Annotated in this window: 22 protein-coding genes and 1 other RNA gene; 10 read left to right on the forward strand and 13 right to left on the reverse strand. The window is 33.4% G+C overall.

Annotated features, from left to right (window positions below; genetic code table 11):
- The first annotated feature begins 320 nt into the window (after positions 1-320).
- Together FND99_RS14785 and FND99_RS14790 are read left to right on the forward strand one after the other, a co-directional pair.
- A complete protein-coding gene (locus FND99_RS14785; protein WP_144338717.1) occupies positions 321-1142 on the forward strand; it encodes a DUF3822 family protein in 822 nt (273 codons plus the stop codon).
- Entirely contained in the window at positions 1139-1744 is a 606-nt protein-coding gene (locus FND99_RS14790) for an RsmD family RNA methyltransferase (protein WP_144338718.1), read from the forward strand. The genes FND99_RS14785 and FND99_RS14790 overlap by 4 nt, the downstream gene beginning before the upstream one ends.
- Before the next feature lie 201 nt (positions 1745-1945).
- On the opposite strand, the gene FND99_RS14795 is transcribed toward FND99_RS14790, so the two are convergent.
- Positions 1946-4048: an outer membrane beta-barrel family protein gene (locus FND99_RS14795; protein ID WP_144338719.1), complete on the reverse strand. Its 2103-nt coding sequence runs from the start codon at positions 4046-4048 to the stop codon at positions 1946-1948.
- A gap of 269 nt (positions 4049-4317) precedes the next feature.
- Here FND99_RS14795 and FND99_RS14800 point away from each other — a divergent pair, with 269 nt between their 5' ends.
- Both FND99_RS14800 and FND99_RS14805 read left to right on the forward strand, forming a co-directional pair.
- The gene (locus FND99_RS14800) at positions 4318-5676 is read left to right on the forward strand and encodes a sensor histidine kinase (RefSeq protein ID WP_144338720.1); all 1359 of its coding nucleotides are present in this window, start codon (positions 4318-4320) and stop codon (positions 5674-5676) included.
- A gap of 10 nt (positions 5677-5686) precedes the next feature.
- Positions 5687-6376 carry a response regulator transcription factor gene (locus FND99_RS14805; protein ID WP_144338721.1) on the forward strand — a complete coding sequence of 230 codons (690 nt, stop codon included), beginning with the start codon at positions 5687-5689 and terminating at the stop codon, positions 6374-6376.
- Positions 6377-6413: 37 nt separating this feature from the next.
- Here FND99_RS14805 and FND99_RS14810 read toward each other — a convergent pair whose 3' ends face one another.
- A complete protein-coding gene (locus FND99_RS14810; RefSeq protein ID WP_144338722.1) occupies positions 6414-6959 on the reverse strand; it encodes a hypothetical protein in 546 nt (181 codons plus the stop codon).
- Between the two features lie 180 nt (positions 6960-7139).
- Between FND99_RS14810 and FND99_RS14815 the strand changes: the two genes are divergently transcribed.
- Positions 7140-7334: a hypothetical protein gene (locus tag FND99_RS14815; protein ID WP_144338723.1), complete on the forward strand. Its 195-nt coding sequence runs from the start codon at positions 7140-7142 to the stop codon at positions 7332-7334.
- Positions 7335-7421: 87 nt separating this feature from the next.
- On the opposite strand, the gene FND99_RS14820 is transcribed toward FND99_RS14815, so the two are convergent.
- Both FND99_RS14820 and rnpB read right to left on the reverse strand, forming a co-directional pair.
- Positions 7422-8672, reverse strand: a complete 1251-nt coding sequence (locus tag FND99_RS14820; RefSeq protein WP_144338724.1) for a cation:dicarboxylate symporter family transporter — start codon at positions 8670-8672, stop codon at positions 7422-7424.
- A gap of 32 nt (positions 8673-8704) precedes the next feature.
- An RNA gene (gene rnpB / locus FND99_RS14825) (RNase P RNA component class A) lies at positions 8705-9040 on the reverse strand.
- Between the two features lie 126 nt (positions 9041-9166).
- Here rnpB and FND99_RS14830 point away from each other — a divergent pair.
- Positions 9167-9460: an SH3 domain-containing protein gene (locus FND99_RS14830; RefSeq protein ID WP_144338725.1), complete on the forward strand. Its 294-nt coding sequence runs from the start codon at positions 9167-9169 to the stop codon at positions 9458-9460.
- A gap of 191 nt (positions 9461-9651) precedes the next feature.
- Here FND99_RS14830 and FND99_RS14835 read toward each other — a convergent pair whose 3' ends face one another.
- The 5 genes from FND99_RS14835 to FND99_RS14855 form a co-directional block, all read right to left on the reverse strand.
- Positions 9652-10023, reverse strand: coding sequence for a LysM peptidoglycan-binding domain-containing protein (locus FND99_RS14835; RefSeq protein WP_144338726.1), 372 nt, complete (start codon positions 10021-10023; stop codon positions 9652-9654).
- A gap of 6 nt (positions 10024-10029) precedes the next feature.
- Positions 10030-10506: a BON domain-containing protein gene (locus FND99_RS14840; RefSeq protein ID WP_144338727.1), complete on the reverse strand. Its 477-nt coding sequence runs from the start codon at positions 10504-10506 to the stop codon at positions 10030-10032.
- A 237-nt stretch (positions 10507-10743) separates the two neighbouring features.
- Positions 10744-11139, reverse strand: a complete 396-nt coding sequence (locus FND99_RS14845) for a cupin domain-containing protein (RefSeq protein WP_246074223.1) — start codon at positions 11137-11139, stop codon at positions 10744-10746.
- A gap of 61 nt (positions 11140-11200) precedes the next feature.
- Positions 11201-11626 (reverse strand): ASCH domain-containing protein, encoded by a 426-nt coding sequence (locus FND99_RS14850; protein ID WP_144338728.1) that lies wholly within the window; start codon positions 11624-11626, stop codon positions 11201-11203.
- Positions 11589-13094 (reverse strand): PIN domain-containing protein, encoded by a 1506-nt coding sequence (locus FND99_RS14855; protein WP_144338729.1) that lies wholly within the window; start codon positions 13092-13094, stop codon positions 11589-11591. Before FND99_RS14855 ends, FND99_RS14850 begins: the two co-directional genes overlap by 38 nt.
- Before the next feature lie 313 nt (positions 13095-13407).
- Between FND99_RS14855 and dnaX the strand changes: the two genes are divergently transcribed.
- Entirely contained in the window at positions 13408-14493 is a 1086-nt protein-coding gene (gene dnaX / locus FND99_RS14860) for a DNA polymerase III subunit gamma/tau (protein ID WP_144338730.1), read from the forward strand.
- Positions 14494-14750: 257 nt separating this feature from the next.
- Complete coding sequence (locus tag FND99_RS14865; RefSeq protein ID WP_144338731.1) at positions 14751-15167, forward strand: DNA polymerase III subunit gamma/tau; 417 nt, start codon at positions 14751-14753, stop codon at positions 15165-15167.
- A gap of 106 nt (positions 15168-15273) precedes the next feature.
- On the opposite strand, the gene FND99_RS14870 is transcribed toward FND99_RS14865, so the two are convergent.
- The 4 genes from FND99_RS14870 to FND99_RS14885 form a co-directional block, all read right to left on the reverse strand.
- Positions 15274-15855, reverse strand: a complete 582-nt coding sequence (locus FND99_RS14870) for a TMEM175 family protein (protein ID WP_144338732.1) — start codon at positions 15853-15855, stop codon at positions 15274-15276.
- 137 nt (positions 15856-15992) lie between these two features.
- Entirely contained in the window at positions 15993-16883 is an 891-nt protein-coding gene (locus tag FND99_RS14875) for a Ppx/GppA phosphatase family protein (RefSeq protein ID WP_035650761.1), read from the reverse strand.
- Positions 16884-16914: 31 nt separating this feature from the next.
- Positions 16915-18993: a polyphosphate kinase 1 gene (gene ppk1 / locus FND99_RS14880; protein ID WP_144338733.1), complete on the reverse strand. Its 2079-nt coding sequence runs from the start codon at positions 18991-18993 to the stop codon at positions 16915-16917.
- A gap of 5 nt (positions 18994-18998) precedes the next feature.
- Entirely contained in the window at positions 18999-19484 is a 486-nt protein-coding gene (locus FND99_RS14885) for a SixA phosphatase family protein (RefSeq protein WP_144338734.1), read from the reverse strand.
- A gap of 500 nt (positions 19485-19984) precedes the next feature.
- Between FND99_RS14885 and FND99_RS14890 the strand changes: the two genes are divergently transcribed.
- Positions 19985-20536, forward strand: coding sequence for a COG1470 family protein (locus FND99_RS14890; RefSeq protein WP_144338735.1), 552 nt, complete (start codon positions 19985-19987; stop codon positions 20534-20536).
- A gap of 50 nt (positions 20537-20586) precedes the next feature.
- A partial coding sequence (locus FND99_RS14895) for a VWA domain-containing protein (protein ID WP_144338736.1) occupies positions 20587-23543 on the forward strand: 2957 nt, incomplete at its 3' end.

Here is a 23543-nt window from a genome sequence, read left to right on the forward strand (position 1 = left end):
TATTGAACATATTGACGCAGATCGAACGGATTCGCTATGGCGAAGACACGGATTAGCACGGATTTTAATTCTAAGAACGAAATCCGTTTTTTTCAGCGTTTTCGCGATAGCGACTCCGTTTCATCTGCGTAGAATTTAACATTAAACGTAAATTATTTATATATTTCAAAAAAAATAATAGTAGCATAACGTCTTCCTAACTTTTCTTTAGAATTGTTTTTTGAAATTGCAATTATTATTGTTCCTTTTTAATTTGTAAGTTTGTGGTCGCCTTAAATTCTTTCTTGATTCAAAAACAGGTAACGAATTGTAAATCAAATATGTCATTGCAAAATACTAACATTACTTCCAAAAATTACAAAAAGCTTTCTATTCAGGTTTCCCTGACAGGATTTTCATTTTGCTGTTTCGATACGTTAAATAACATCATCACTTCTTACAAAGAAATTAAGTTTGATACTTCAAACAGAAATTCTAAAATTGAGGATCTTTTCACCGAAGCTTTTAAAAACAATCCTGACTTAAAAGATACTTATGACGAAGTAATGGTTATTCACACCAATAACCTTTCGACTTTTGTTCCAACAGCTTTATTTGACGAAGAATACCTTGGAAGTTATTTGCAGTACAATACAAAAGTTTTTGCAACCGATTTTTTTACCTTTGATGAAATTCCGAATTATCAAATGAATTCAGTTTATATTCCGTATGTGAATATCAATAATTTTTTGATTGATAATGTGGGATCTTTTGACTACAAACATGCGAACAGTATTTTGGTCGAAAAAATTCTAGACAATTCAAGAAACAACGACGAAAAGAAAATGGTTGTCAATTTTAATCCTGGCCAATTTGAAGTAATTGTGGTTCAGAATCAAAAATTGCTTTTTTTCAATTCTTTCGAATATCAGACCCCTGAAGATTTCATATATTACCTACTATTTACTGCCGAACAATCGAACTTGAATCCGGAGATTTTTCCACTCGAATTATTGGGCACAATAGACCAGAACGATCCTTTTTATGCCATTGCGTATAAATACATTCGTAATATATCCTTCATGGATGTAAGCACTTTACAGCAAAAAAACAGCTTCTCTTTAACAGAAAATCAAAAACATTATATCTTATTTCAATCATGAGAATCATTTCAGGAAAACACAAAGGCCGCCGAATTTTTCCACCAAAAAACCTTCCTGTTAGACCCACAACTGATATGAGCAAAGAAGCATTATTTAATGTTTTAAACAATCATTTTAGTTTTGACAGTTTAAAGGTTTTAGATTTATTTTCAGGAACCGGAAACATCAGTTATGAATTCGCTTCACGTGGAAGCGCACCAATCACATCTGTTGATGGGGATTTTGGATGCGTGAAATTCATCAAGCAGGTTTCATCAGAATATGATTTTGATATTGCAGCAACTAAAAGTGATGTTTTTAAATTTTTGGAAAACTGCAAAACTTCATACGACATTGTTTTTGCCGATCCGCCATATGGTTTGGATCAAGAAACTTTTGAAAAAATAGTCTTAACTGTTTTTGAAAAAGATTTGCTTCACGAAGACGGAATGATGATTATCGAACATTCTAAATACACAAAACTCGATCATTTAAGTAATTTTTCTTTTCAGAAAAGTTACGGAGGTTCTTATTTCAGTTTCTTTGAATTAAATTCAACTGACGACGATGAGGAACTTCCTGGAGATTCTCCAATAAAAATTACTGAAGAAGATGAAGGGTAATTGTATTCTTCTTTGAAATAAAAAATTTTCCCAAAGTATTGTCATTTCGACTGAAAGGAGAAATCGCACTAGAATGTCGACAAAGATTGGCGATTTTGCATGTCGAATTACTGGTGTGATTTCTCCTTTCAGTCGAAATGACAATACTTTGACAATTTTCCTACAATAAAAAGATTTTCCCTTTGGAAAAACCTTTCTTTTCTATCTAATTCTATTCGAATTTTCATCAATATTTTTCTCCTTGAATTGGCTTTCTTTTATTTTTCCGAAGGAATATTTAATAGCGATCAAAACTTCATGAGCATCAACCACATATCTTGCTTTTGAACTAACATTATTAATCGTAAATTCTTCTTTTTCAATTACATTTTTAAAAACATTGTTCCAGCTCAAAGTGCAATTCCAGTTTTTATGAAAGGTTTTTGATACTCCCATATCCATAACAAATCTTGGAGTTCGTTCAAAAATGCCGTTGTATTGCGTAGTTAAACCCCAAAAATTCAAGACAAAGGAATACGCTTTTGGAAGCTTGAATTCGTTATTTGAAGTATAATACAAATAGGGTTTTGAAGCCAGAAAAACGGCAGATTGATCTTCAACTTTTTCTAAAATAAAAAGCAGCGAAGTGGTCATTGTCCAAAATTTATAAGAAAACGGCAATGTAAAATCAACCGAAAATCCTGATGATTTCTCAAAATTTATGTCCTTAAAAGTCATTATATTATTTTGAGCATCAAACAAAAAACTGCTGTAAACAGGATCTTTTGCCATATAATAACTAAGTATAACTGATTTATCACGATATTGAAAAGAGGTCGAAATTTCATTCATAATTGTTGGATCAAGAAAAACATTTCTCGAATACAAAAAGTACGGATTAATGTACGTTGCGCCTTGACTTAAAGAAGAGTAATTTGGCCTTGTTATGCTTTTTGCATAATTTAAAGTAATACTTTTTGTACTATCGATCGTGAATGTGAATTGTGCTTTTGGAAAGAAGTTCGTATAATTTTTATCAATTAAAGGCAATGAATCCGATTTGAATTTTCCTAGCGCAATTGTATTTTCAAATCGAATTCCGACTGAAAAATCTATCTTTTTGATTTTTCCTGAAAACTGACTGTATCCCGCTAAATTCTGTTCTCTAAAATCATACTGACTTATTTCATAAGCGTCTGTTTTAGCATTATAAATAGAAATATCCGACTTTGAATTCGCAGTCGAATATTGTCCGCCTGCTTCTAGTTTCATATCGTTTTTGAATTTTTTATTCAAATCCATTCTTCCTGAAAACACATTAACTTTAAAGTTTTGATCCCGAATTTGTGTCAAATCAAAATGCGTATCATTAAAATTATCTTGCACCTGACTCCACGATTTCTGATCAAAATTAGAATATTGAAATCCCGTAAAAACCTGCGTATCAATAGCTTTTATTTTCTTGGAATAGTTCAAAAATGAGTTTACAAAATTCTTTTGTCCATCATTATCGCTATACGTTACAACATGATTTTCTTCTTGTTTGTTTTTATTATCTGTAATCGTATTGATCGGAAAAGTATCTGTTTGCAATTTACTGCTTACATTAAATGAAAAATAATCATCATCGCTGATTTTGAAAAACAGACCGCCTCCAAAAACAAATTGTTTTCTTTTTGTGTTGGCCAAAACATCATAAATAGAAGCAATATTTGCATTTTGAATCTGATAATCAATACTATGATTTTCCCAAGGGTTCAAACGATTGTAGTTAAAATTAGCTTTCCACTCCACCCTATTCTTTTTGAAGCTGGAATTAAATCCCAAGTAATTATTAAAGTTCTTTTTAAAAGAAGCTGTTTCAGAAATTTCAGTCCTAAAACTGTCTTTTTTGCCTAATTTTCGAGTGATTAAAGCCACTACACGACCTTCGGCTTCGTATTTTGAAGATGGATTTTGAATAATTTCAATGGTTTTAATATCGGCGACAGCCAAAGCATTCAAATCGTTTATACTGGCCTTTTGATTGTCGATATACACAATTGGACTTCCCTTTCCAACAATCGAAATACTTTCACGATCTGCACTGACTTGCACTGTCGGCAGTTTTGCAAGCAACTCAATTGGATTTGGAATTGAACTGTAAATTGAATTCGCAACATCAACTTTTATGTTTCCATTTGAGTTTGTAAAAGTCTTTTTGCTTTGAGTTATTACGATTTCATTTAATTGATTTGAAATAGAATCTTTTGGTGTTTTGTTTTGGGCAATTCCAAAAAGAGAAAACAAAAAAAGCATAATTACGATGATAATTTTTAGAGGCATATAAAACAAATTTTGAATTATTTTAATTTGAGAAAATGCAAAAGTGGCTCTAAAAAAAGACCATGAAGGTTAATTGTAGGTTAATGCAGAGTTAATGTCTTTTTTGTTTTATAAAAGCGTTATTTTTGGGATGAGAAAATTTTGGTCCACGGATTGAACGGATTAAACAGGTTTTCGCCGATTTCTTTTTTAAGGACGACGGAAAAAAAAAGAATCTGTGTAAATCCGTTTAATCCGTTCAATCCGTGGCCCATAATTCCAAACAAAAAATGAAACAAAGAATCAATTTATTAATCGCTTTTTCAGTCGTTGCACTTTTAGTTTTAACGGCTGTTCAATGCTATTTGGTCAAAACGGCTTACGATTATAAAGTGGCCGAATTTCATGCGCAGATAAAAAACGAAATCGCTCAAATCACGAATAATTACAGCGATATTGATTCGGTTTTAGTTGCTAAAAAAGAAGCACTTTACAAAGAATTATCGGAAAAATATATTCAGGGAAAAAACAGTAAAAACGATATTAAAAAAGGGATTTTAGCAAATGAGTATCACGACCTCTTAACGCAAAAAATTCAGCGAAAATTTGAACGAGATCTTCCTTATTTCAAGATTGATTTTGCCATTGTCCTTAATAAATTCATTTTGTACAAAAACGAAAAAAAGGCCGATACCATTTTTTCTGAAAAACCTTTTATTCAAAACAAATTATATGGAAATCTGGCTTCTCTAAACCATGCATTTTTAGTTCGGAATTATGTTGGAACAACTAACGGAACTTTTGAAAATCAAGACTATAATTTGCTGACCGAAGATTCAATGTATGTTTCGGTTATAGATTGGGAAATGATTATTTTAAGACGAATGATTTTCATTTTAATTCTCTCTTTGTTTTCAATCGCAACGCTTATCAGTCTTTTTATAATTGCGATCAAAGCATTGATCAAACAGAAAAAAGTGAGCGATGTAAAAACTGATTTTATCAATAATATTACGCACGAACTTAAAACGCCTCTGGCAACTTTAGGAATTTCGACCAAGATTTTACAACAAAAAAACATTCGTGAAAACGATGAAAATTTCAATTCAATTGTCAGTACAATTTCACGCCAAAACAATCGTCTTCAAAACTTGATTGATCAAGTTATGGCAAATTCATTGGAAGAAAATGAATTGGAACTCCAAAAAGAGAAAATCCAAACCGAAGATTTCTTGCTTTCAATTGTAAGCGATTTTAAAATCACTTTTCCCAAAATTGACATCAAAACCGATTTTCAAACACAAAAAACGATTCTGGCTTTAGATAAATTCCACTTAACAACTGCATTTTTAAATGTACTTGAAAACGCTGTAAAATATGGTTCAAATAAAATTACCGTCAAAACAAGAATAGTTGAAAATCAGCTTTCTATAAGTTTTGAAGATGACGGAATTGGGATTGCAAAAAACAAGCAATCGTTTCTGTTTGAGAAATTTTATCGTGTTGAACAAGGAAATCTTCACAATACAAAAGGTTTAGGACTAGGACTTTATTATGTCGATCAAATTGTAAAAGCACATCAGGGTTCAATTGCTGTGATAAGTGATTTAGGCAAAGGTGCAGTGTTTACTATAATGTTTAAAGTTTAATATATTTCTTCTGAAAAAAATTCTTTTAGCCGAAGATGATGCTGATTTTGCAAATGTTCTAAAACAATATTTAGAACTGCATCACTATGACGTTTTGTGGGCAGAAAATGGCGAAATTGCTTTAGACTATTTTAAAAATCAAACTTTTGATATTTGTATTCTGGATGTGATGATGCCAAAAATGGACGGATTTTCATTAGCAGAAAAAATTGTCAAAATCAATCCCGAAACGCCTTTTATTTTCCTGACAGCTAGAAAGTTAAAAGAAGACAAAATCATTGGATTAAAACTTGGCGCCGATGACTATATCATAAAACCTTTTGAAGCCGAAGAATTGATTTTAAGGATTCAGAATATCTTAAAAAGAATTGAACAAAAAAGAAGCCTAGAAGGAAATAACATCATCGAAATTGGCTCGTATATTTTTGATAATGAGCGATTAACTCTCAACAACAAAAATCACGTTCAGCAACTTACAGAAATGGAAGCGTCTCTTATTGAGTATTTGTATCTGAATCATAATCAGTTACTAAAAAGAGATCAAATTTTGATGTCGGTCTGGAAAAAAGACGATTATTTTTCTGGGCGAAGCATGGATGTATTCATCAGCCGCCTTAGAAAATATTTTAATTCAGATCCAAAAATAAAAATTGAAAGTGTCCGCAATATTGGCTTAGAATTTAAAATAGAAAAACCTTGACGAGAATCAAGGTTTTTTTTGTTTTTTTCTTTAAGTTTTACTTTCCTATAACCCAACCTAAAGTGAAGTTTCCAGCAGGAATAAATTCAGTTTTGTATTTATCAAACTGAACTCCTGGACCAACACTAAATTCTAAATTGAATCTACCTTTATAAGTACGTTGCAATCCCCAAAGTGCTGCCACTGCAGCTGATGGAACATATGAAAAGTGCTCTGAATTTCCTGAAATAGGCGTGAAATAATAAGAAGCATTTAATGCTAAATAATTTCCAGAATTACGCTCTGTTCTTTTGCCTTTATTTGCTCTTTTTTGCAAATTATAATAATGACGAAATTGTTCTGTAATTAGTGGCGCAACAAAAACATTTGATTCTCCGTAATAGTCACTATAACTAAAGCCTAAACCCAAAGCTACTTCAGAATAAAGTGTATTTTTTTCTGAAAATCCATGTTCATAGACAAATCCGGGGAATAACATGTTTATTTTAAATTGATTTTTTACAACCGAAACCGAAGCTTCGTCCTGCGCATAAATTGATGTGACCGCGATAAACAGTACTAATAAAAAGTAATTTTTCTTCATTATTTTGGTTTTGATTAGTTTACGTAAAAATAATATTTAAACTATACGAAACTCACAAAATCAAAATTATTTTCTTACAAATTCTTCACTTAAAATCATGTAATTTATGTAAGTAATTGTATAACAAGATCTAAGAGTTTGAGCAATACATTTGTTTAACAACTTTTAAATCTAAAGATCATGAACCTAAAAAGATTATTCGGCGGATTATTGACTATCCTCGGAATTATAGGACTTATTTATACTGCCGTGATATTTGCCGGCACTAGCGGAGGAACAAGAGATGTAAAATCTCTAATTATTTACGGAATATTAGGAATCGTATTTTTTACGTCAGGAATCAGTTTAGTTCGAACTACAAAAGACGAGTCATAAGGGAAGGTACAAAGGTGCATAGGTTCAGAGATGCAAAGGTTTTAAATACTCTGAACCTTTGTCGCTTTGCAACTTTGAACCTAAAATTTATCCCTCTATATCAGGATTAAAGTTCAATTCTGTAAAATCTCTTTCTGTTTTTGAAATTATAATGGTAGCTACTGTATTTCCTATTAAGTTGGTAATGGCTCTTGCTTCGCTCATAAATTTATCAACGCCCAATAAAAATGCCAGTCCTTCAACTGGAATTTTATGAAGCGCTGTTAGAGTTGATGCTAAAACAATAAAGCCACTTCCGGTCACGCCTGCTGCGCCCTTTGAGGTAATCATTAAAATTCCGATAACGGTCAAGATTTCGAAAAAACTCAAATGCACATCGTATAATTGCGCAATAAACAAAACCGACATGGAAAGATAAATCGAAGTTCCATCGAGATTAAAAGAATATCCTGTCGGAATTACCAATCCCACAACCGATTTACTGCAACCCATTTTTTCGAGTTTTACCATAATGCTTGGCAAAGCAGCCTCAGAAGATGAAGTTCCAAGAACCAGCAAAAGCTCTTCTTTTATATATTTTAAAATCGAAAAAATACTGATTTTATAATAGCGCAGAATACTTCCTAAAACTAAAAAGACAAAAAGTGCCATTGTCAAATAAACGCATAACATTAATTTTCCTAGCGGAATTAAAGTGGCCAATCCAAATTTGCCAATCGTATAGGCCATTCCTCCAAAAGCACCAATTGGAGCCAGATACATAACATATTTCAATCCTGTAAAAACAACTTTCGAAATTCGTTCTAAAACTAAAATCGTCACTTCTCTTTTTTTATAAAAATTCAGCGCTATTCCACAAATAATAGCTGCTAATAAAACCTGAAGCGTAAAATTGGATAAAAAGAATTTCAGCCATGAAAAATGCTCTGCAGCGCCACTCGTATACTGGCTTGCATCGCCAATTGCCAAACCTGATTTATCAATTTTTCCCGGTTTAAAAACATAAGCAATTGTAACCCCAATGGCCAACGCGACTGTCGAAACTACTTCAAAATAAGTTAAAGCTTTAACGCCAATTCTGCCCACTTTTTTCAGATTTCCCATTCCAGAAATTCCCAAAACAATCGTCAAGAATATAATTGGACCAATAAAAACAGAAATTAACTGAATAAACTTCTTGCCAAGAAATTCCATTTTCACACCGTTTTCTGGCGAAAAATGTCCAAGCAAAACACCTGCAATAATTGCAATTAGAACCCAAAAAGTAAGATTTGTAACAACTGATTTAAAAAGACTTTTATCAGTTTTTGACGAAGAATTTGGAGTCGGAATATTCATGAAAAATTAGTTAGATAGTTTCACAAATATATAAAAAAAGCAGACCTATAAGCCGGATTCTGTTCTCATCTCGTTTTGCAACAAGACAATACCTTATCATTTATCTAGATTACGCATTACTACGCAACTCAAGCTACCTACCCTTCAACAACGGACGAGAAGCCCTTAAATGCTGATATACTTGGTATTTCACCGCATAGAGTTTACCTGGTTTCACTACAGCATTACCTGTACATACTTTCTGTTGCACTTGTCCTTGTCTCGTCGGAAAAGACGAGACCGACGGGTGTTACCCGCTATGCTTCTCTGTGGTGTCCGGACTTTCCTCCCTTCCGATGAATCGGAACGACGATAAGGCGGTCTGCGGTGCAAAAGTAACACTTTAGAAACAAAGAATACTATTTTAAAATTTTCCATTTTATGAAATTTATCCTAACTTTTTAATTTTAAATTAGTTATCTTTAAAATTCCATAATTTTTTAAATTCAGTTATCATGAAAAGAATGTATCATTACGCAACTGTTTCAAAGGCTTTAGATCAATTGAATGAGAAAGGATTTACGTGCGATTTTAATCGAAATGCTGACATGATTAAAAAAAATCCTGAGAAATTTGAAATTGTTCATGTGTATCGATACGAGGGGGAATCAGACCCAGGCGATGAGGCAGTTGTATACGGAATTAAATCGACTTCAGGAAAAAAAGGAGTCTATGTTGCTGGCTTTTCAGCCGATTCAGATCAAGAAACAGCACAGTTTCTATTCAATTTAAGTATTAGGGGAAGGTAGTTTTATATTTTCTTCATCCAGTTTTGTCATTTCGACGAAAGGAGAAATGACAAGATTGTTTTGACTTTACTGCGCATGTCATAAAATAAAAAAAACCTTTGCGAACTTAGCGTAATTCTTTGCGGACTTTGCGGTTAAATATCACGCAAAAAAAAAGCCCAACATTCAGAAGAGCTTTTAAAAACAGTAAATTACGCTTTTGGTATTTTCAATTTCCAGCCGGGCTGAATTAAATCGGGATTGGAAATTATGTCTTTATTTGCTTCAAAGATAGACTCCCAAGAAATACCAAATTCTTTTCCAATTTTTGAAAGTGAATCACCGCTTTTAACTGTATATTCAGCTGTTATGCCTTGTGCTACTTCAATATTCATCACCACATCTGCTGATCTGTATTCTGGATCTGCTTTTTCATAAGCATCCCAAAGTTTGTCTTTATCGTCAGCCGACTTTGCAACTCCGTCGATATATAAAATGTGATCTTGCTCTCTTATTTGTAAATTAGCAATTCCAAGTTCAGATGCTAAATTCGTTACCGTTTTGTATTTTTCCTGCAAATTCATAACCATTTATTTTATAGTTAATTTGTTATCAACCTTTTTGGGTTTCAATTCCTGAATACTCTGAATTAAAGGTTGCAACTGTTCTCTTTTAATTTCTCCAGAAAGCGTTACTACTCCGCCCACTACAGTCGCACTCACTCCGTCATATGCTTTTACGACTTTGCCAACAGATTTATCCAACTCATTGTCGGGATTAATTACAACCGCCGCTGCTGCAGGTTCTACATTAGGTTCTGGAATCTGGCAATTATTTATTACTGATTTGACGCCTTCAACTGACTTAACAGAACGTTCAATATTTTTTTTGAAAGCTTCATCATCACAAGTTCCCACAATTGTAGCAACACCATCGTGTACCGTCACGTGAACGCCTGGCGTATTCAATTTTTCACTGATTTGCTTTTCTAAGTCGGCGTCCTTAGGTGCACAAGAAAGCAAAGAAACAGCAAACCCCATTCCCAATAAAATTGATTGAATTTTCATAACACTAGATTTAATATTTAACTATCTAAAATTAAACAGATTAAACATTAAAAACTTTATACATTATGGTTATGATTCTTATATTTTTCCCAGTTATCAAGTAGTTTTTTTTTGATAACAATTTTCAGAAAAAAACTAAAACTAGAACTTAATCTAGATAATCAGGCGGAAACATTTCTTGTCCGTATTTGACAAAAATGGAATTTATTTTTTCTTTCTTTTCAATTTCAGAAGCTGCTACATTAGTTTCCTTATAACTGCAATTTCTTCAAATAAATCATCAAGTCCGGCTGGAGCAACTGTACATAATAATTTTGCAGGTTCATTGCTCAAATTTTTAAAACCATGAACGATACCGCCTTTCGGAATATTGACAAAAGCATTTTTCTTCGCAATATAAACTCCCAATTCCGATTTAAAAGTAACCTCGCCTTCCAACACAAAAAAAGTCTCTGTAAAATCAGCATGCGCATGGGGATTTGGTCCCGAGCCCGGCGGAACAGACATTTCGATTACAGCATATTCGCCATTGGTTTCTTTTCCTGAAATAATAATACGGTAATTTCCTCCGGCAATATTTAGTTTTTTGCCTTGGGTCTCATCGACGGTTATGATTGGGTTAAAACTTTTCATTTTGATTTTATATTAATTTCTAATAGAAAAGCGTTCTAATCAATACATCATAAGCGTAAAATTAAAGACCTAATTTTTTGAAACCCCAATTTGTTGTAGTTTCTTCTATATAGATATAAGACTGTGGCGCACAAAACTCTTCAATAAAATCGTCTGGTTCAATCTCTTTTTCAAATTTTACAACTTCATCTATTTTAATAGAAAAACCTTTTTCTGCATTTTTATAATATTCAAAAAAATCTCTTTCTGAAATTCCCCCAACTTCTTTAAACTCATTCCATAAATTAATTGGTGTATCTTCTATAACATCTAAAATTGTGAAGTAACCAATCATTTTTTTCTTGGGCATTGAAGAATAAATAAAAATTTTCTCTACTTCCCTCTTAAAGATTTTCTTCCTAAACTCAACTTTTTTTGTTCCAGCAATTATCGCTTGAGCATAAATTGGTTTAATCGATAATATAACGCTTGTCAAAGTATCCTTCATTTTTTAGTTCTTGATAGTCGATTTCAGATATTTTTGTAATAGTCTGTATTTTATTTTTAAAACTTTTCATTTCTTTTATTTTGACTAACTTAACTTTCTTTCTTAAGTATGTAACCAGTCTAAAAGTTATGACATTTAATTCTTTTTTTTCATTTAATTTATTAAATAGATCTTCCTGCGAAAATACAGTCTTTTTACTAACTAATTTCCATAACTCATCAAAATCTTTCACTATCTGTATCGTTTCCAATATACCAACAGGTTCTATTTCTTGATTGGTTTTTGAAGAATAAAAAAATAGCAAATCGCCTCTTTTTAATTTTGTAATTTTAGAATTTGAAATGTATGCCTTTATTATCGTATTGCCTTGAATTTCATTAACACTATCAGGCGAATTATCAAATAAACTTGGATCGCGAAGTTTTCCGTCTTTAAAAAGTTTTTCATAATAATCAGGTCTAATAGGAATTGCAAATTTAGAAACTAATTCATTATCAAAATAAAATGGATGATTATTAATAACATTATCATTTGAAGATAATTTAGTTTTATTCAAACATTTTATCATTTGAATTTCAATCAAATCTTGCTTATTCAAAAACTCAACCTTATAAAATCCAAACATTTCTAAGAGTTTGATTAAATGCACTTGTTTTTCATAAACTGTTAGATATAAATAATTTATTTTTTGGTTAATACAGTACTCAAACATTTTATGAAGAAATAACTCGCCAAGCTTGATCCCAAATGCTGTATTGGAAACTTTGAATGTACAAATCTTTAATGCTTTTTCAAAAACATTTAATAATTGATGTTCTTCCACGGTTTCTAAATTGTAAATTAATAGCGCTTGTAATTCTTCCTCAACAATCAAAGAATAGCATTTTCTATTTTTATTTGCACATTTTAGAAGCCAATTATCAAATACTTCCCCACCATAGTCTTCTCTTAAACTATCAAAAAAAACAGAACCAAACTTATTTTCTATCTCCCTAACACTATGCTCTTTAAGTATGGGATGAGTCGGGATTTTAATCGTAAATTGCTCTTCTAAAAAATAAAGTATTTCATTAATATCTAAAACTTTTGTTTGAAGATTTACTTTTTTAGCATTATTATGAATTCCTTTGTCTTGTGTTACAAACACATCAACATAATCCTTGTATAATTGATATAACTGCCTATTATCAATTTCGTCATTAATCTTTTTTTGACCTATAAGATTTACAAATTCTTGGGTTGGTTGAGCAAAGTCTTTTAACTTTTCATACTTATCTAGTTTAGAATTAATGATTGCTTTTCGTTCCAAATCCTTATCTCTGTTAATATCAATAGGAATTGCTTTTGGATGGTACAAAACTTGACAATTATTAGTAATTGCAAGTCTGTAAAATTCTGAAAATTGTTTGATGATTACTTTATTATCTTCAAGATTTATTAGAATGTTTGTGTCAATTAATATTCTCAATTTATTTATTTTTTTATTTTTTTATCCCCTCTCTTTTTTCTTCAGCTCCCTATGTCTACTTTATTTAATTTTTAAAAATAAGAATACTTATATGAAACTAATCATTTTGATTTTTGCTAAAAATAGTAATTTTTTTATTACAAAAATAAAACTAAACATTTATTAATTCGAACCTAATTAGACAACAAAAATGAATTTCCCTCCAAAATATTTCCTTATTCCCTCATATTCAATTCACTTAAAAATCTTTCAATTTTTAAATTTTTAAATCATTAAATTATACTCTATATTTGCTATCGAATAAAAACAGAATATGGAGCAATTTGTAGTATCGGCACGTAAATATCGCCCGCAGACCTTTAAGGATGTTGTGGGGCAAAAAGCCATTACAAACACTTTGCTGAATGCTATTGACAGCAATCACCTTGCTTCTGCCCTTTTGTTCACAGGACCACGTGGAGTTGGAAAAACTACCTGCGCACGTATCTTGGCTAGAAAGATAAATCAGCCTGGATATGACGATCCAAATGAAGATTTTGCATTCAATGTTTTTGAGCTGGATGCTGCTTCAAATAACTCGGTTGATGATATTCGTAACTTGATTGATCAAGTCCGAATCCCGCCACAAACCGGACAATACAAAGTATATATTATTGACGAGGTTCATATGTTGTCTTCGGCCGCTTTTAATGCTTTTTTGAAAACATTAGAAGAACCGCCAAAACACGCTATTTTCATTTTAGCGACAACAGAAAAACATAAAATCATTCCGACGATTTTATCTCGTTGCCAAATATTTGATTTCAAAAGAATTACAGTAAAAGATGCTAAAGAACATTTAGCTGATGTTGCTCAAAGTCAAGGAATCAATTTTGAAGATGATGCACTGCACATTATTGCCCAAAAAGCAGATGGTGCGATGCGTGACGCTTTATCGATTTTTGACCGTGTAGTTTCGTATTGCGGAACAAATTTAACGCGCCAAGCCGTAACTGAAAACTTAAATGTTTTAGATTACGAAACTTACATCTCAATCACTGATTTGATTCTGGAAAACAAAATCCCAGAGCTTTTGCTTGCTTACAACGATATTCTTTCAAAAGGTTTTGACGGACATCATTTTATTGCTGGATTGGCGTCTCATTTCAGAGATTTATTGGTAAGCAAAACTCCTGCAACTATTACTTTATTAGAAGTTGGAGAACAAGCACAGCAAATGTATGGCGTTCAGTCGCAAAAATGTTCTCAAGACTTTTTATTAAAAGGAATTGACATTGCAAACGACTGCGATTTAAAATACAAATTGAGTCAAAATCAGCGTCTTTTAGTTGAATTATGTTTGATGCAATTAGCCTCTATCAACTTTGATGGAGAAAAAAAAAAGTTGAGCAATTCATAATCCCCCCGACTTATTATAAAAATGGAAGCTTCTCGATAACAGAAGTTCAAAGTCCAAAATCCAAAGTCGAAAATCAGGCTGTTTCCGAAAATACAAAATCAGAAAATGTAGTTGCTCCAACTGAAGTTGCGAGTACGCAAAACACAACTATTTCTGAAACTCCAAAAGTTCAAACTCCTGAAGCGCCAAAAATAGAAACAAGCAATACGCCAAAAGTTTCTGCATTTTCTCTTGCAAGCATTCGCAAGAAAAAAGAATTGGAAGCGAGCACCAAATCATACGTTAAACCTTCTTCTGTTTTGCCAACAGAGGAATTTAACGAAACTGATATGCGTTTGCATTGGAACAAATATGCTGAACGTTTAGGACAAAAAGGATTAAAGATTATGGAATCAATTTTGTTGATTAATGATCCTGTTTTAAACGGAACCAGAATTACGTATGAATTGCCAAACGAAGGTTCTAAACTGGAATTTGAAAGTCAGATGTTTGGTCTTTTAGGGCATTTGAAAGGACACTTGCACAATCATGACATTACGATTGAAGTTATTGTAAATGAACAAGCTGAAACCAAACGAACTTACAACAATCAGGATCGCTATAATCGTTTCTTGGAAATTAATCCAAATATTGAACTTTTGCGTTCTACATTTGGACTGGATTTAAAAGATTAATTATTGATTTTTCGCCACGAATTTCACGAATTGGCACGAATTATTTTTAAAACTTTGCGAATAAAAATTCGTGATATTAGTGAAATTAGTGGCTAAAAACTTTTCATTAATCGTTCGAATAAAAAGCTCTTTCAATTCGTTTGTCTGGAATAAGCCATAACATTGCTACGATAAAATATGCAGCACCTGAAATCCATTCGCTATAAAACGAAGAAATAATTCCGATTATGTACAAAACAGCCGAAGCTTTTCCTTTTACATCTCTATTAAGTGCTTTTCGTAATACTGAATCTTCGCCTTCACTGCACATAATTACATATTGCAGAATTACATATGAAATAGCACAAAGCAATAAAATGATTCCGTACAGCGCCATTGAAGCTTTTGCGAAATTGTGTTCACCCATCCAGCCTGTTGAAACTGGGATCAGCGAGAGCCAGAATAATAAATGCAAATTGCTCCAAAGTACTTTTCCGTTTACTTTAGATAATCCGTGAAGCAAATAGTGGTGATTGTTCCAATAAATTCCGACGTAAATAAAACTCAAAACATAACTTAGAAACTTAGGAATAAGCGGTTTCAAATCGGCAAATTCATGTCCGGCCGGCACTTTTATTTCTAAAATCATAATCGTTATGATGATTGCCAAAACACCGTCACTAAAGGCTTCAAGTCTGCTTTTATTCATTTATTCTTAAGTATAAGTTTGCCACGAATTACACTAATTTACACTAATTTTTATTCTCAAAAACTTTAAAAATAATTCGTGCTAATTCGTGAAATTGCTTCGCCAGTGCGCTATCGCTTGGGTCGTGGCAAAAAAAATTAAATTTTACCGTAATACATTGCTTTTACGATTCCGTCTGAAAGTCCAATTTTTGGAACATAAATTTGACGCGCACCACTCCATTTCATTGCATTAAGATAGATCCTTGTTGCGTGAATAATTACGTCGGCACGGTCAGAGTTCAAACCTAATTCGGCGATTCTCTGTTCGTAAGTCAAAGAATTCAAGAACGCATATTGTGAATTGATATAAATGTATGAAAGCGGTTTTTCCTGCTGTTTACCAGACATTTTAAACAATTTATTGATGTTTCCTCCAGAACCTATCAAAGTAACCTCATCATAATCGGCAGTATTGGTTTTGATCCATTTTTCGATTTCATCCCAAACCACATCGCAAACCATATTATTTAATAAACGTACGGTTCCTGCTTTAAACGATCTTGAATTGATCATTTTTCCATCAGAGAAAAGCGTAAACTCAGTACTTCCACCACCAACATCAACAAATAAATAAGTCTCATCTGTTTTCAATAAATGATGTAAATCTGTAGAAGCAATAATTGCGGCTTCTTTTTTTCCGTCAATAATCTCGATTTTAATGTCGGCTTTCTTTTTAATCAAAGCCACAACTTCTTTGGCATTATACGCCTCGCGCATTGCCGAAGTAGCAAACGCCATATAGCGCTCTACTTTATGTACTTTCATCAAAAGATTGAATGCTTTCATAGCATCAACCATTCGATCTGTATTTTCTTGTGAAATTTCTCCAACGGTAAAGGCGTCTTGCCCCAAACGAATTGGCACACGAACAAGAGAACTTTTATTAAACTGTGGTTCTTTGCCTTCTTGTTCTACAACATTCGATATCAGAAGCCTCATGGCATTTGATCCGATATCTATTGCTGCAAATTTTCTAATATTAATCATGCTCACTTATGATTTGAAAAATTGGTTTTAATTAATTTATTTTTTGTGGAACCGCTTCAGCTACCTCAATTTTGTTTTGATAATATTTATAGGTTTCAAATTGGGCTCTAAATGGGGCATGATGATTTCTAGGCTTGTATTTGTTATCTAATTTATAAGAATGATAACGCACTTTAACATTTCCTTTCCAAGCAATATTAAAATTGTCTATCAGTTCTTTTTTAATTTCTAAGTCATAAATTGGGCAGGTAACTTCTACCCTTCCGTCAAGATTTCTGGTCATAAAATCGGCTGAAGAAATATAGACTTCGGTCAAGCCGGCATTTCCAAAAATATAAACTCTTGAATGTTCTAAATAATTATCGACAATGCTTATCGCTTCAATGTTTTCGCTCATTCCGGGAATTCCAGGAATCAGCGAACAAATTCCTCTCACTTGAAGCTGAATCTTCACACCAGCATTGCTTGCTTCATAAAGCTTGTCTATCATTTTAAAATCAGACAAACTATTCATTTTTAATTTAATATGCGTTTTTCTACCGGCAAGTGCGTGCAGAATTTCACGGTCAATTAATTTTATGAATTTGCTTCGCGTATAATGCGGCGACACAATCAAATGCTTGTATCTGTGTACTCTATAATTAATATCGAAGAATTCAAATATTTTTGATGTGTCTTTCAAAATCCCTTGATGACAAGTAAAAAGCGTAACATCGGTATAAATTTTTGCTGTTGATTCGTTGAAATTTCCAGTTGAAATAAATCCGTAACGGCGTGTTTTTCCATCTTCAATTCTTTCAATTACGCATATTTTGCTGTGAACTTTCAGACCTTTGATTCCAAAAATCAGATCAATTCCTTCCGTCTGCATTTGTTCTGCATATGAAATATTGCTGGCTTCATCAAAACGAGCTTGAAGCTCAATTTGCACCGTTACTTTTTTACCATTCTTTGCTGCATTGATCAAAGAACTGATAATCTGAGAATTTTTTGCTAAACGATATAACGTAATTTTAATGCTCGACACCTTTGGATCTAAAGCCGCTTCGCGTAAAAATTTAGTCAAATATGAAAACGACTGATAAGGCGCATGAACCAGATAATCTTTCTTGCTGATCTTCTCTAAAATACTGCCATCAAGACTTAAACCAGGAACTGGCAAAGGTTCATTTGGCTTATATAATAAGTCGTAACGCCCCAAATTTGGAAAATCCATATAATCGCGACGGTTGTGGTAGCGCCCGCCTGGAATGATACTGTCTGTTTCTACAATTTTCATTTTTTCCAAAAAGAACTGCAGCGTATCATCTTCAATCAAATTATCATAAATAAAACGAACCGGCTCTCCTATTCGGCGATCTTTAACAGAACTGGAAATTTTTTCAAGCATACTTTTGCTCAAGTCGCTGTCGATATCCAACTGCGCATCACGCGTAATTTTGATCATATGTGCCGAAACACTTTTATAATCAAATATGTTGAAGATATTTTTAAGTTTATAACGAATTACATCATCAATTAAAATCACATATTGTTTTTCATCTTCTGAGGGAAGTACGACAAACCTATTTATGTTTTTTGGAATTTCTATCAAAGCGTATCGAATTTCGTCGTTTGCCAATTCTAATCGAACAGCCAGATAACCTAAAGTATCTTTTAAAATTGGAAAAACGGCCAAGTCATTAAGAATGATTGTTACCAATTCTGGACTTAATTTTTGGGTAAAAAAGTCCTTTAAAAAGCATTCCTGTTTTTTGGTAATCTGAGTTTCGTTTATAATAAAGATGTTCTCAGCTTCTAGTTCTGCCTCGATATTTCCAAGAATACGCAAGCTTTCAGACTGTTGCTGAATTACGATTTCGGTAATATCCTTAATTAATTGATGCGCAGAAATACCGCCTAAATATTTTTCGCCGGAAATTCCCGAAAGGCTTAATCTCCGAATTGCAGCATACCGAACTCTGAAAAACTCATCTAAATTGTTTGAAAATATTCCAACAAAACGCAGTCTGTCTAAAAGCGGAACTGTGTTATCTGCAGCTTCCTGAAGCACTCTTGCATTAAACGCTAACCAACTTTTTTCTCTATCGATATATTTCTGTTCGTACACTTTATTTATTTTAAATCTTTGGGGAAAATTGTTTTATGTGTCTTGCCTTTATTGAGAGCCTCCCAGCTGTCTGAATCGAACTGCAGAGAAACGAAACCTGATGTCGGGACATTTTCAATAAAAACATCCCCAAATTTATTAACAAAATTTGTAATAGCCTCGTTATGTCCGAAAAGAATAACGCTATCGAAACTATTATCACACGATTTGATAACTTTTTCGAGCTGTTTGTCATCAAAAGTATAAAGTTCGTCTTTGAAAATAATGCTTTCAAGAGGATACGAAATATTTTGAGCAAAAATCAGCGCGGTTTCTGAGGCTCGTGCTGCCGAACTGCTCCACATTATATAGGTTTTAGGGAGATATTTTGAAATATTTGAAGATACTTCGTGAGCATCTAAAATTCCTCTTTTCATTAAAGGTCTGTCAAAATCTTTTAGTGGTGCTTCCCAGCTTGATTTTGCGTGTCGTATTAAAATTAAGTTTTTCATAAAAAGAGATTATTAGAAATAATTACACTGCAAGAAAACTACTTTCTAAGTTCTAATTTACAAAAGAATTTTTAATCCTTGTCTATTTTTTGCATCTGTTAACATTCTGTGAAAATTTTAACAAGAATATCAAATCTTCAAAACTTTAACAATCCAAAAAAATCCAATTTGGATTTTAACAAAAAAGTGTACTTCATCCATTAAAACTTACACTTCATCGATATTTTACAAATCTACAAAATTTTAACTAAATAACTGATTATTAACTATTTACAAAGATGCAAAATCTACATTTTTAGTCAAAAAATGAAGAAAAACGAATAACAAATTTTGCTAAAAAAGGTCAAAAATTGATTTTTTTCGACCTTTTTTTTGTTAAAAAAACGTAGTTGAACGAGTTTTTAGGTTAGTTACAGACAAAAAAAATCAAATACAAAAACTCTAATATAATTTTGATTGTGTTAAAATTTCATAAATACCACAAAACTAAATCTTAAGTTATGAAAAGTAAATCTACTCTTGAAAAAGCACTGAAATTTATTGTTGATTGTAAGTCTATTTTTTCCGTAAGAAAAAATATCTTCCAAAAAAACATCTTTTCGATTGTGCTCTGCTTGATTACGACCGTTTCATTTGCCCAATCTGGTTCTTGTAAAGCAACTCTAGGAGTTGAAAAGGACAGGATTTACAGCAATGCGGGCAGCGACGGTGCTTATTTTACACTTGTACTGACCAATGATGGAAATTCAGATGATGTTTATAATTTAAGTGCTTTAAACATAAACTCTAACTGTTCCAACAATGATGGGAGCAGTTCATCACAAAATGTGAATTTAGTTGGCAGTTTTCTTGACAACAGTAATGTTCCAATCACATCGGTTTCACTACCACCCAACCAGACGGCTACTTTTCAGATTCATTTAACGGTTCCGCAAGGTACTCCGTATAACAGATGGAACTGCACGCAGATCAATGCAACTTCATCAAATTGCGCTAATTACACAGTAAATACTGTTGTACATACGATTGTAAACAATCCTTCTGAAAATTAAATATTCACTGCAAAAATATTTAGTTGTTTTTCAATTTAAATTCCTATAAAATGAAAAAAACATTACACTTTATCCATTTAATAAAAAAAGCAGGCATAACTTTTTGTATGTTGCTTTTCTTATTTTCATCATCCATAGGTTTTGCACAAACAATAACACCAACAAAGACGGTTACCGTTGCTGCTGGCGTTTGTGGAGCATTGGATGTTGAATTAAAAATTCAGGGATCAAATCCGGTTGCCAGACCGTTGGAGGTTGTTTTAGTTATTGACGTATCTGGAAGTATGGGTGATGGAAACAATCCTAAACCTTTATCTCGTGCGCAAGATGCTGCTACTGATTTTATCAATAAAATGTTTCTTCCTGCTAATAACCCAACAGGCAAAAACAAAGTGGCAATTGTAACCTATAGTACGACTGCAACAATTAAAAAAACGTTAACCGACAGTAGTGGTAAATCTGATTTACTAACCATCATAAATGGGCTCTCTGCAAATGGAAGCACTAACATCCAGGATGGTCTTGTAAAAGCCAATACCGTATTAAATGATGCTACATACGATTGTGCTACAGCAAGAAGCATTGTTTTATTAACTGATGGTGTTGCGAATGTGACTGGAACAAGCGGTTCAAGCTGTTCATCAGGACAACAAGGATCTTGTATCCAAAGTGCCATCACTGCGGCTAATACTGCAAAAAGCAGAACAGTTTCTGGCACAGTTTACACTAATCAGATTTTTTCTGTTGGATTATTTGGTGCTATTTCTGGAAGTACTCAAACAGATGCTGAATATACTTTAAATCAAATTCAGTCTGGAGGTTCATTTTTCACAGAAACTGCCGCAGATTTAACAGGTATCTACAGCCAAATTTTCACTCAATTATCTTGGGTTGCAAAAGCAATAACAGGAACTCCTTTTGAGAAAGAAACTGTTGGTGCCAATTTTACAATTGGATCTGTTTCTGCAACCAAAGGAACTACCACAGTTACTGGGCAAGAAATTGCTTGGAATATTGATTTCTTAAATGTTGAAACCATCACTTTAAAATATCGATTGACCCCAAAACCAAATACATGCGGAAGTCAGCAAGTAAGCAGTTCGAAACTTTATTTTCAAAACGCTCTCTGTACAAATTCAACACAAGACATCGATTCACCAACGACCAATGTTCCTTGTCCTATAATTACGGTTGCATCGCAAACCAATGTAAAATGTTTTGGAGGAAATACCGGTTCAATCACACTTAATACCCCAACCGGAGGACAAACTCCATACTCTTTTAAATGGACAAAAAACAATGTCGATTTTGCTACAACACAAAATATATCTAACTTAAGCGTTGGTACATACAAAGTTAGCGCAACAGATAACAATAATTGTGCTACAGGAATTTTGACTATTGATATAACACAGCCTCCAGCAGCGATGGCACTTGCCGTTTCTAGCAAAACAGATGCTGCTTGTTATGGAGCAAGTTCAGGAAGCGTAACTGCTGGTGCGGTTACCAACGCTGTAGGAACGGTGAAATATTCATGGAAAAACACTTCTAATGTTGAAGTTGGAACAACAGCTACCGTATCAAATCTTCCTACCGGAACTTATACCATTACTGTAACAGATGATTGTTCTAGCCAAAGTAATTCCGTAACTGTTGGACAGCCAACTGCAGCTTTAGCGCTTGGAGTTTCATCTAAAACCGATGCTGCTTGTTATGGAGCAAGCACAGGAAGCGTAACTGCAGGAACGGTAAGCAACGCAATTGGAACGGTGAAATACTCTTGGAAAAATGCTTCTAACGTTGAAGTTGGAACATCAGCAACAGTTTCCAATCTTCCTACTGGAACTTATACTTTGACAGTAACGGACAATTGTTCAAGCCAAAGCAATTCGGTTACAGTTGGACAGCCAACCGCAGCTTTAGCACTTGGCACTTCATCAAAAACTGATGCCGCTTGTTATGGAGCAAGTACAGGAAGCGTAACTGCCGGAACTGTAAGCAACTCAATTGGAACGGTGAAATATTCTTGGAAAAATTCATCTAATGTTGAAGTTGGAACATCAGCAACGGTGTCAAATCTTCCTACCGGAACTTATACTTTGACCGTAACTGACAATTGTTCAAGCCAAACTAATTCAGTTACTGTTGGTCAGCCAGCTGCAGCTTTAGCACTTGGAGCATCTTCAAAAACTGATGCTGCTTGTTATGGCGCAAGTTCAGGAAGCGTGACTGCTGGAACGGTAACCAATGCAATTGGAACTGTAAAATATTCTTGGAAAAATTCATCTAATGTTGAAGTTGGAACATCAGCAACAGTTTCCAATCTTCCTACTGGAACTTATACTTTGACAGTAACGGATAATTGTTCAAGCCAAAGTAATTCGGTTACAGTTGGGCAACCAACTGCTGCTCTAGCACTTGGCGCTTCATCAAAAACTGATGCTGCTTGTTACGGAGCAAGTTCAGGAAGTGTAACTGCTGGAACGGTAAGCAACGCAATTGGAACTATCAAATATTCTTGGAAAAATTCATCTAATGTTGAAGTTGGAACATCAGCAACAGTATCCAATCTTCCTACCGGAACTTATACTTTGACCGTAAGTGATGATTGTTCTAGCCAAACTAATTCGGTTACAGTTGGACAGCCGGGAGCTGCTTTAGCACTTGGTGCTTCTTCTAAAACCGACGCTGCTTGCTATGGTGCAAGCTCAGGAAGCGTAACTGCAGGAACTGTAAGCAACGCAATTGGAACTATTAAATACTCTTGGAAAAACGCTTCAAATGTCGAAGTTGGAACATCAGCTACAGTATCAAATCTTCCTACCGGAACTTATACTTTGACCGTAAGTGATGATTGTTCAAGCCAAAGTAATTCGGTTACAGTTGGACAGCCGGGAGCTGCTTTAGCACTTGGAGCATCTTCTAAAACAGATGCTGCTTGTTATGGCGCAAGTTCAGGAAGCGTGACTGCTGGAACGGTAAGCAACGCAATTGGAACTGTAAAATA

It is taken from the genome of Flavobacterium daemonense, from assembly GCF_007341385.1.
In the GTDB taxonomy this organism is placed as follows: Bacteria; Bacteroidota; Bacteroidia; order Flavobacteriales; family Flavobacteriaceae; genus Flavobacterium; species Flavobacterium daemonense.

Excerpts from the sequence above, each read along its gene's own strand:
- FND99_RS14845 (WP_246074223.1), bottom strand. The coding sequence starts at position 11,139 with ATGAAAAGTTTTAACCCAATCATAACCGTCGATGAGACCCAAGGCAAA.
- FND99_RS14890 (WP_144338735.1), top strand. The coding sequence starts at position 19,985 with ATGAAAAGTAAATCTACTCTTGAAAAAGCACTGAAATTTATTGTTGAT.
- FND99_RS14870 (WP_144338732.1), bottom strand. The coding sequence starts at position 15,855 with ATGAATAAAAGCAGACTTGAAGCCTTTAGTGACGGTGTTTTGGCAATC.
- FND99_RS14850 (WP_144338728.1), bottom strand. The coding sequence starts at position 11,626 with ATGAAGGATACTTTGACAAGCGTTATATTATCGATTAAACCAATTTAT.
- FND99_RS14815 (WP_144338723.1), top strand. The coding sequence starts at position 7,140 with ATGAACCTAAAAAGATTATTCGGCGGATTATTGACTATCCTCGGAATT.
- FND99_RS14835 (WP_144338726.1), bottom strand. The coding sequence starts at position 10,023 with ATGAATTTGCAGGAAAAATACAAAACGGTAACGAATTTAGCATCTGAA.
- FND99_RS14790 (WP_144338718.1), top strand. The coding sequence starts at position 1,139 with ATGAGAATCATTTCAGGAAAACACAAAGGCCGCCGAATTTTTCCACCA.
- FND99_RS14830 (WP_144338725.1), top strand. The coding sequence starts at position 9,167 with ATGAAAAGAATGTATCATTACGCAACTGTTTCAAAGGCTTTAGATCAA.
- FND99_RS14820 (WP_144338724.1), bottom strand. The coding sequence starts at position 8,672 with ATGAATATTCCGACTCCAAATTCTTCGTCAAAAACTGATAAAAGTCTT.
- FND99_RS14875 (WP_035650761.1), bottom strand. The coding sequence starts at position 16,883 with ATGATTAATATTAGAAAATTTGCAGCAATAGATATCGGATCAAATGCC.
- FND99_RS14840 (WP_144338727.1), bottom strand. The coding sequence starts at position 10,506 with ATGAAAATTCAATCAATTTTATTGGGAATGGGGTTTGCTGTTTCTTTG.
- FND99_RS14785 (WP_144338717.1), top strand. The coding sequence starts at position 321 with ATGTCATTGCAAAATACTAACATTACTTCCAAAAATTACAAAAAGCTT.
- dnaX (WP_144338730.1), top strand. The coding sequence starts at position 13,408 with ATGGAGCAATTTGTAGTATCGGCACGTAAATATCGCCCGCAGACCTTT.
- FND99_RS14800 (WP_144338720.1), top strand. The coding sequence starts at position 4,318 with ATGAAACAAAGAATCAATTTATTAATCGCTTTTTCAGTCGTTGCACTT.
- FND99_RS14795 (WP_144338719.1), bottom strand. The coding sequence starts at position 4,048 with ATGCCTCTAAAAATTATCATCGTAATTATGCTTTTTTTGTTTTCTCTT.
- FND99_RS14885 (WP_144338734.1), bottom strand. The coding sequence starts at position 19,484 with ATGAAAAACTTAATTTTAATACGACACGCAAAATCAAGCTGGGAAGCA.
- FND99_RS14810 (WP_144338722.1), bottom strand. The coding sequence starts at position 6,959 with ATGAAGAAAAATTACTTTTTATTAGTACTGTTTATCGCGGTCACATCA.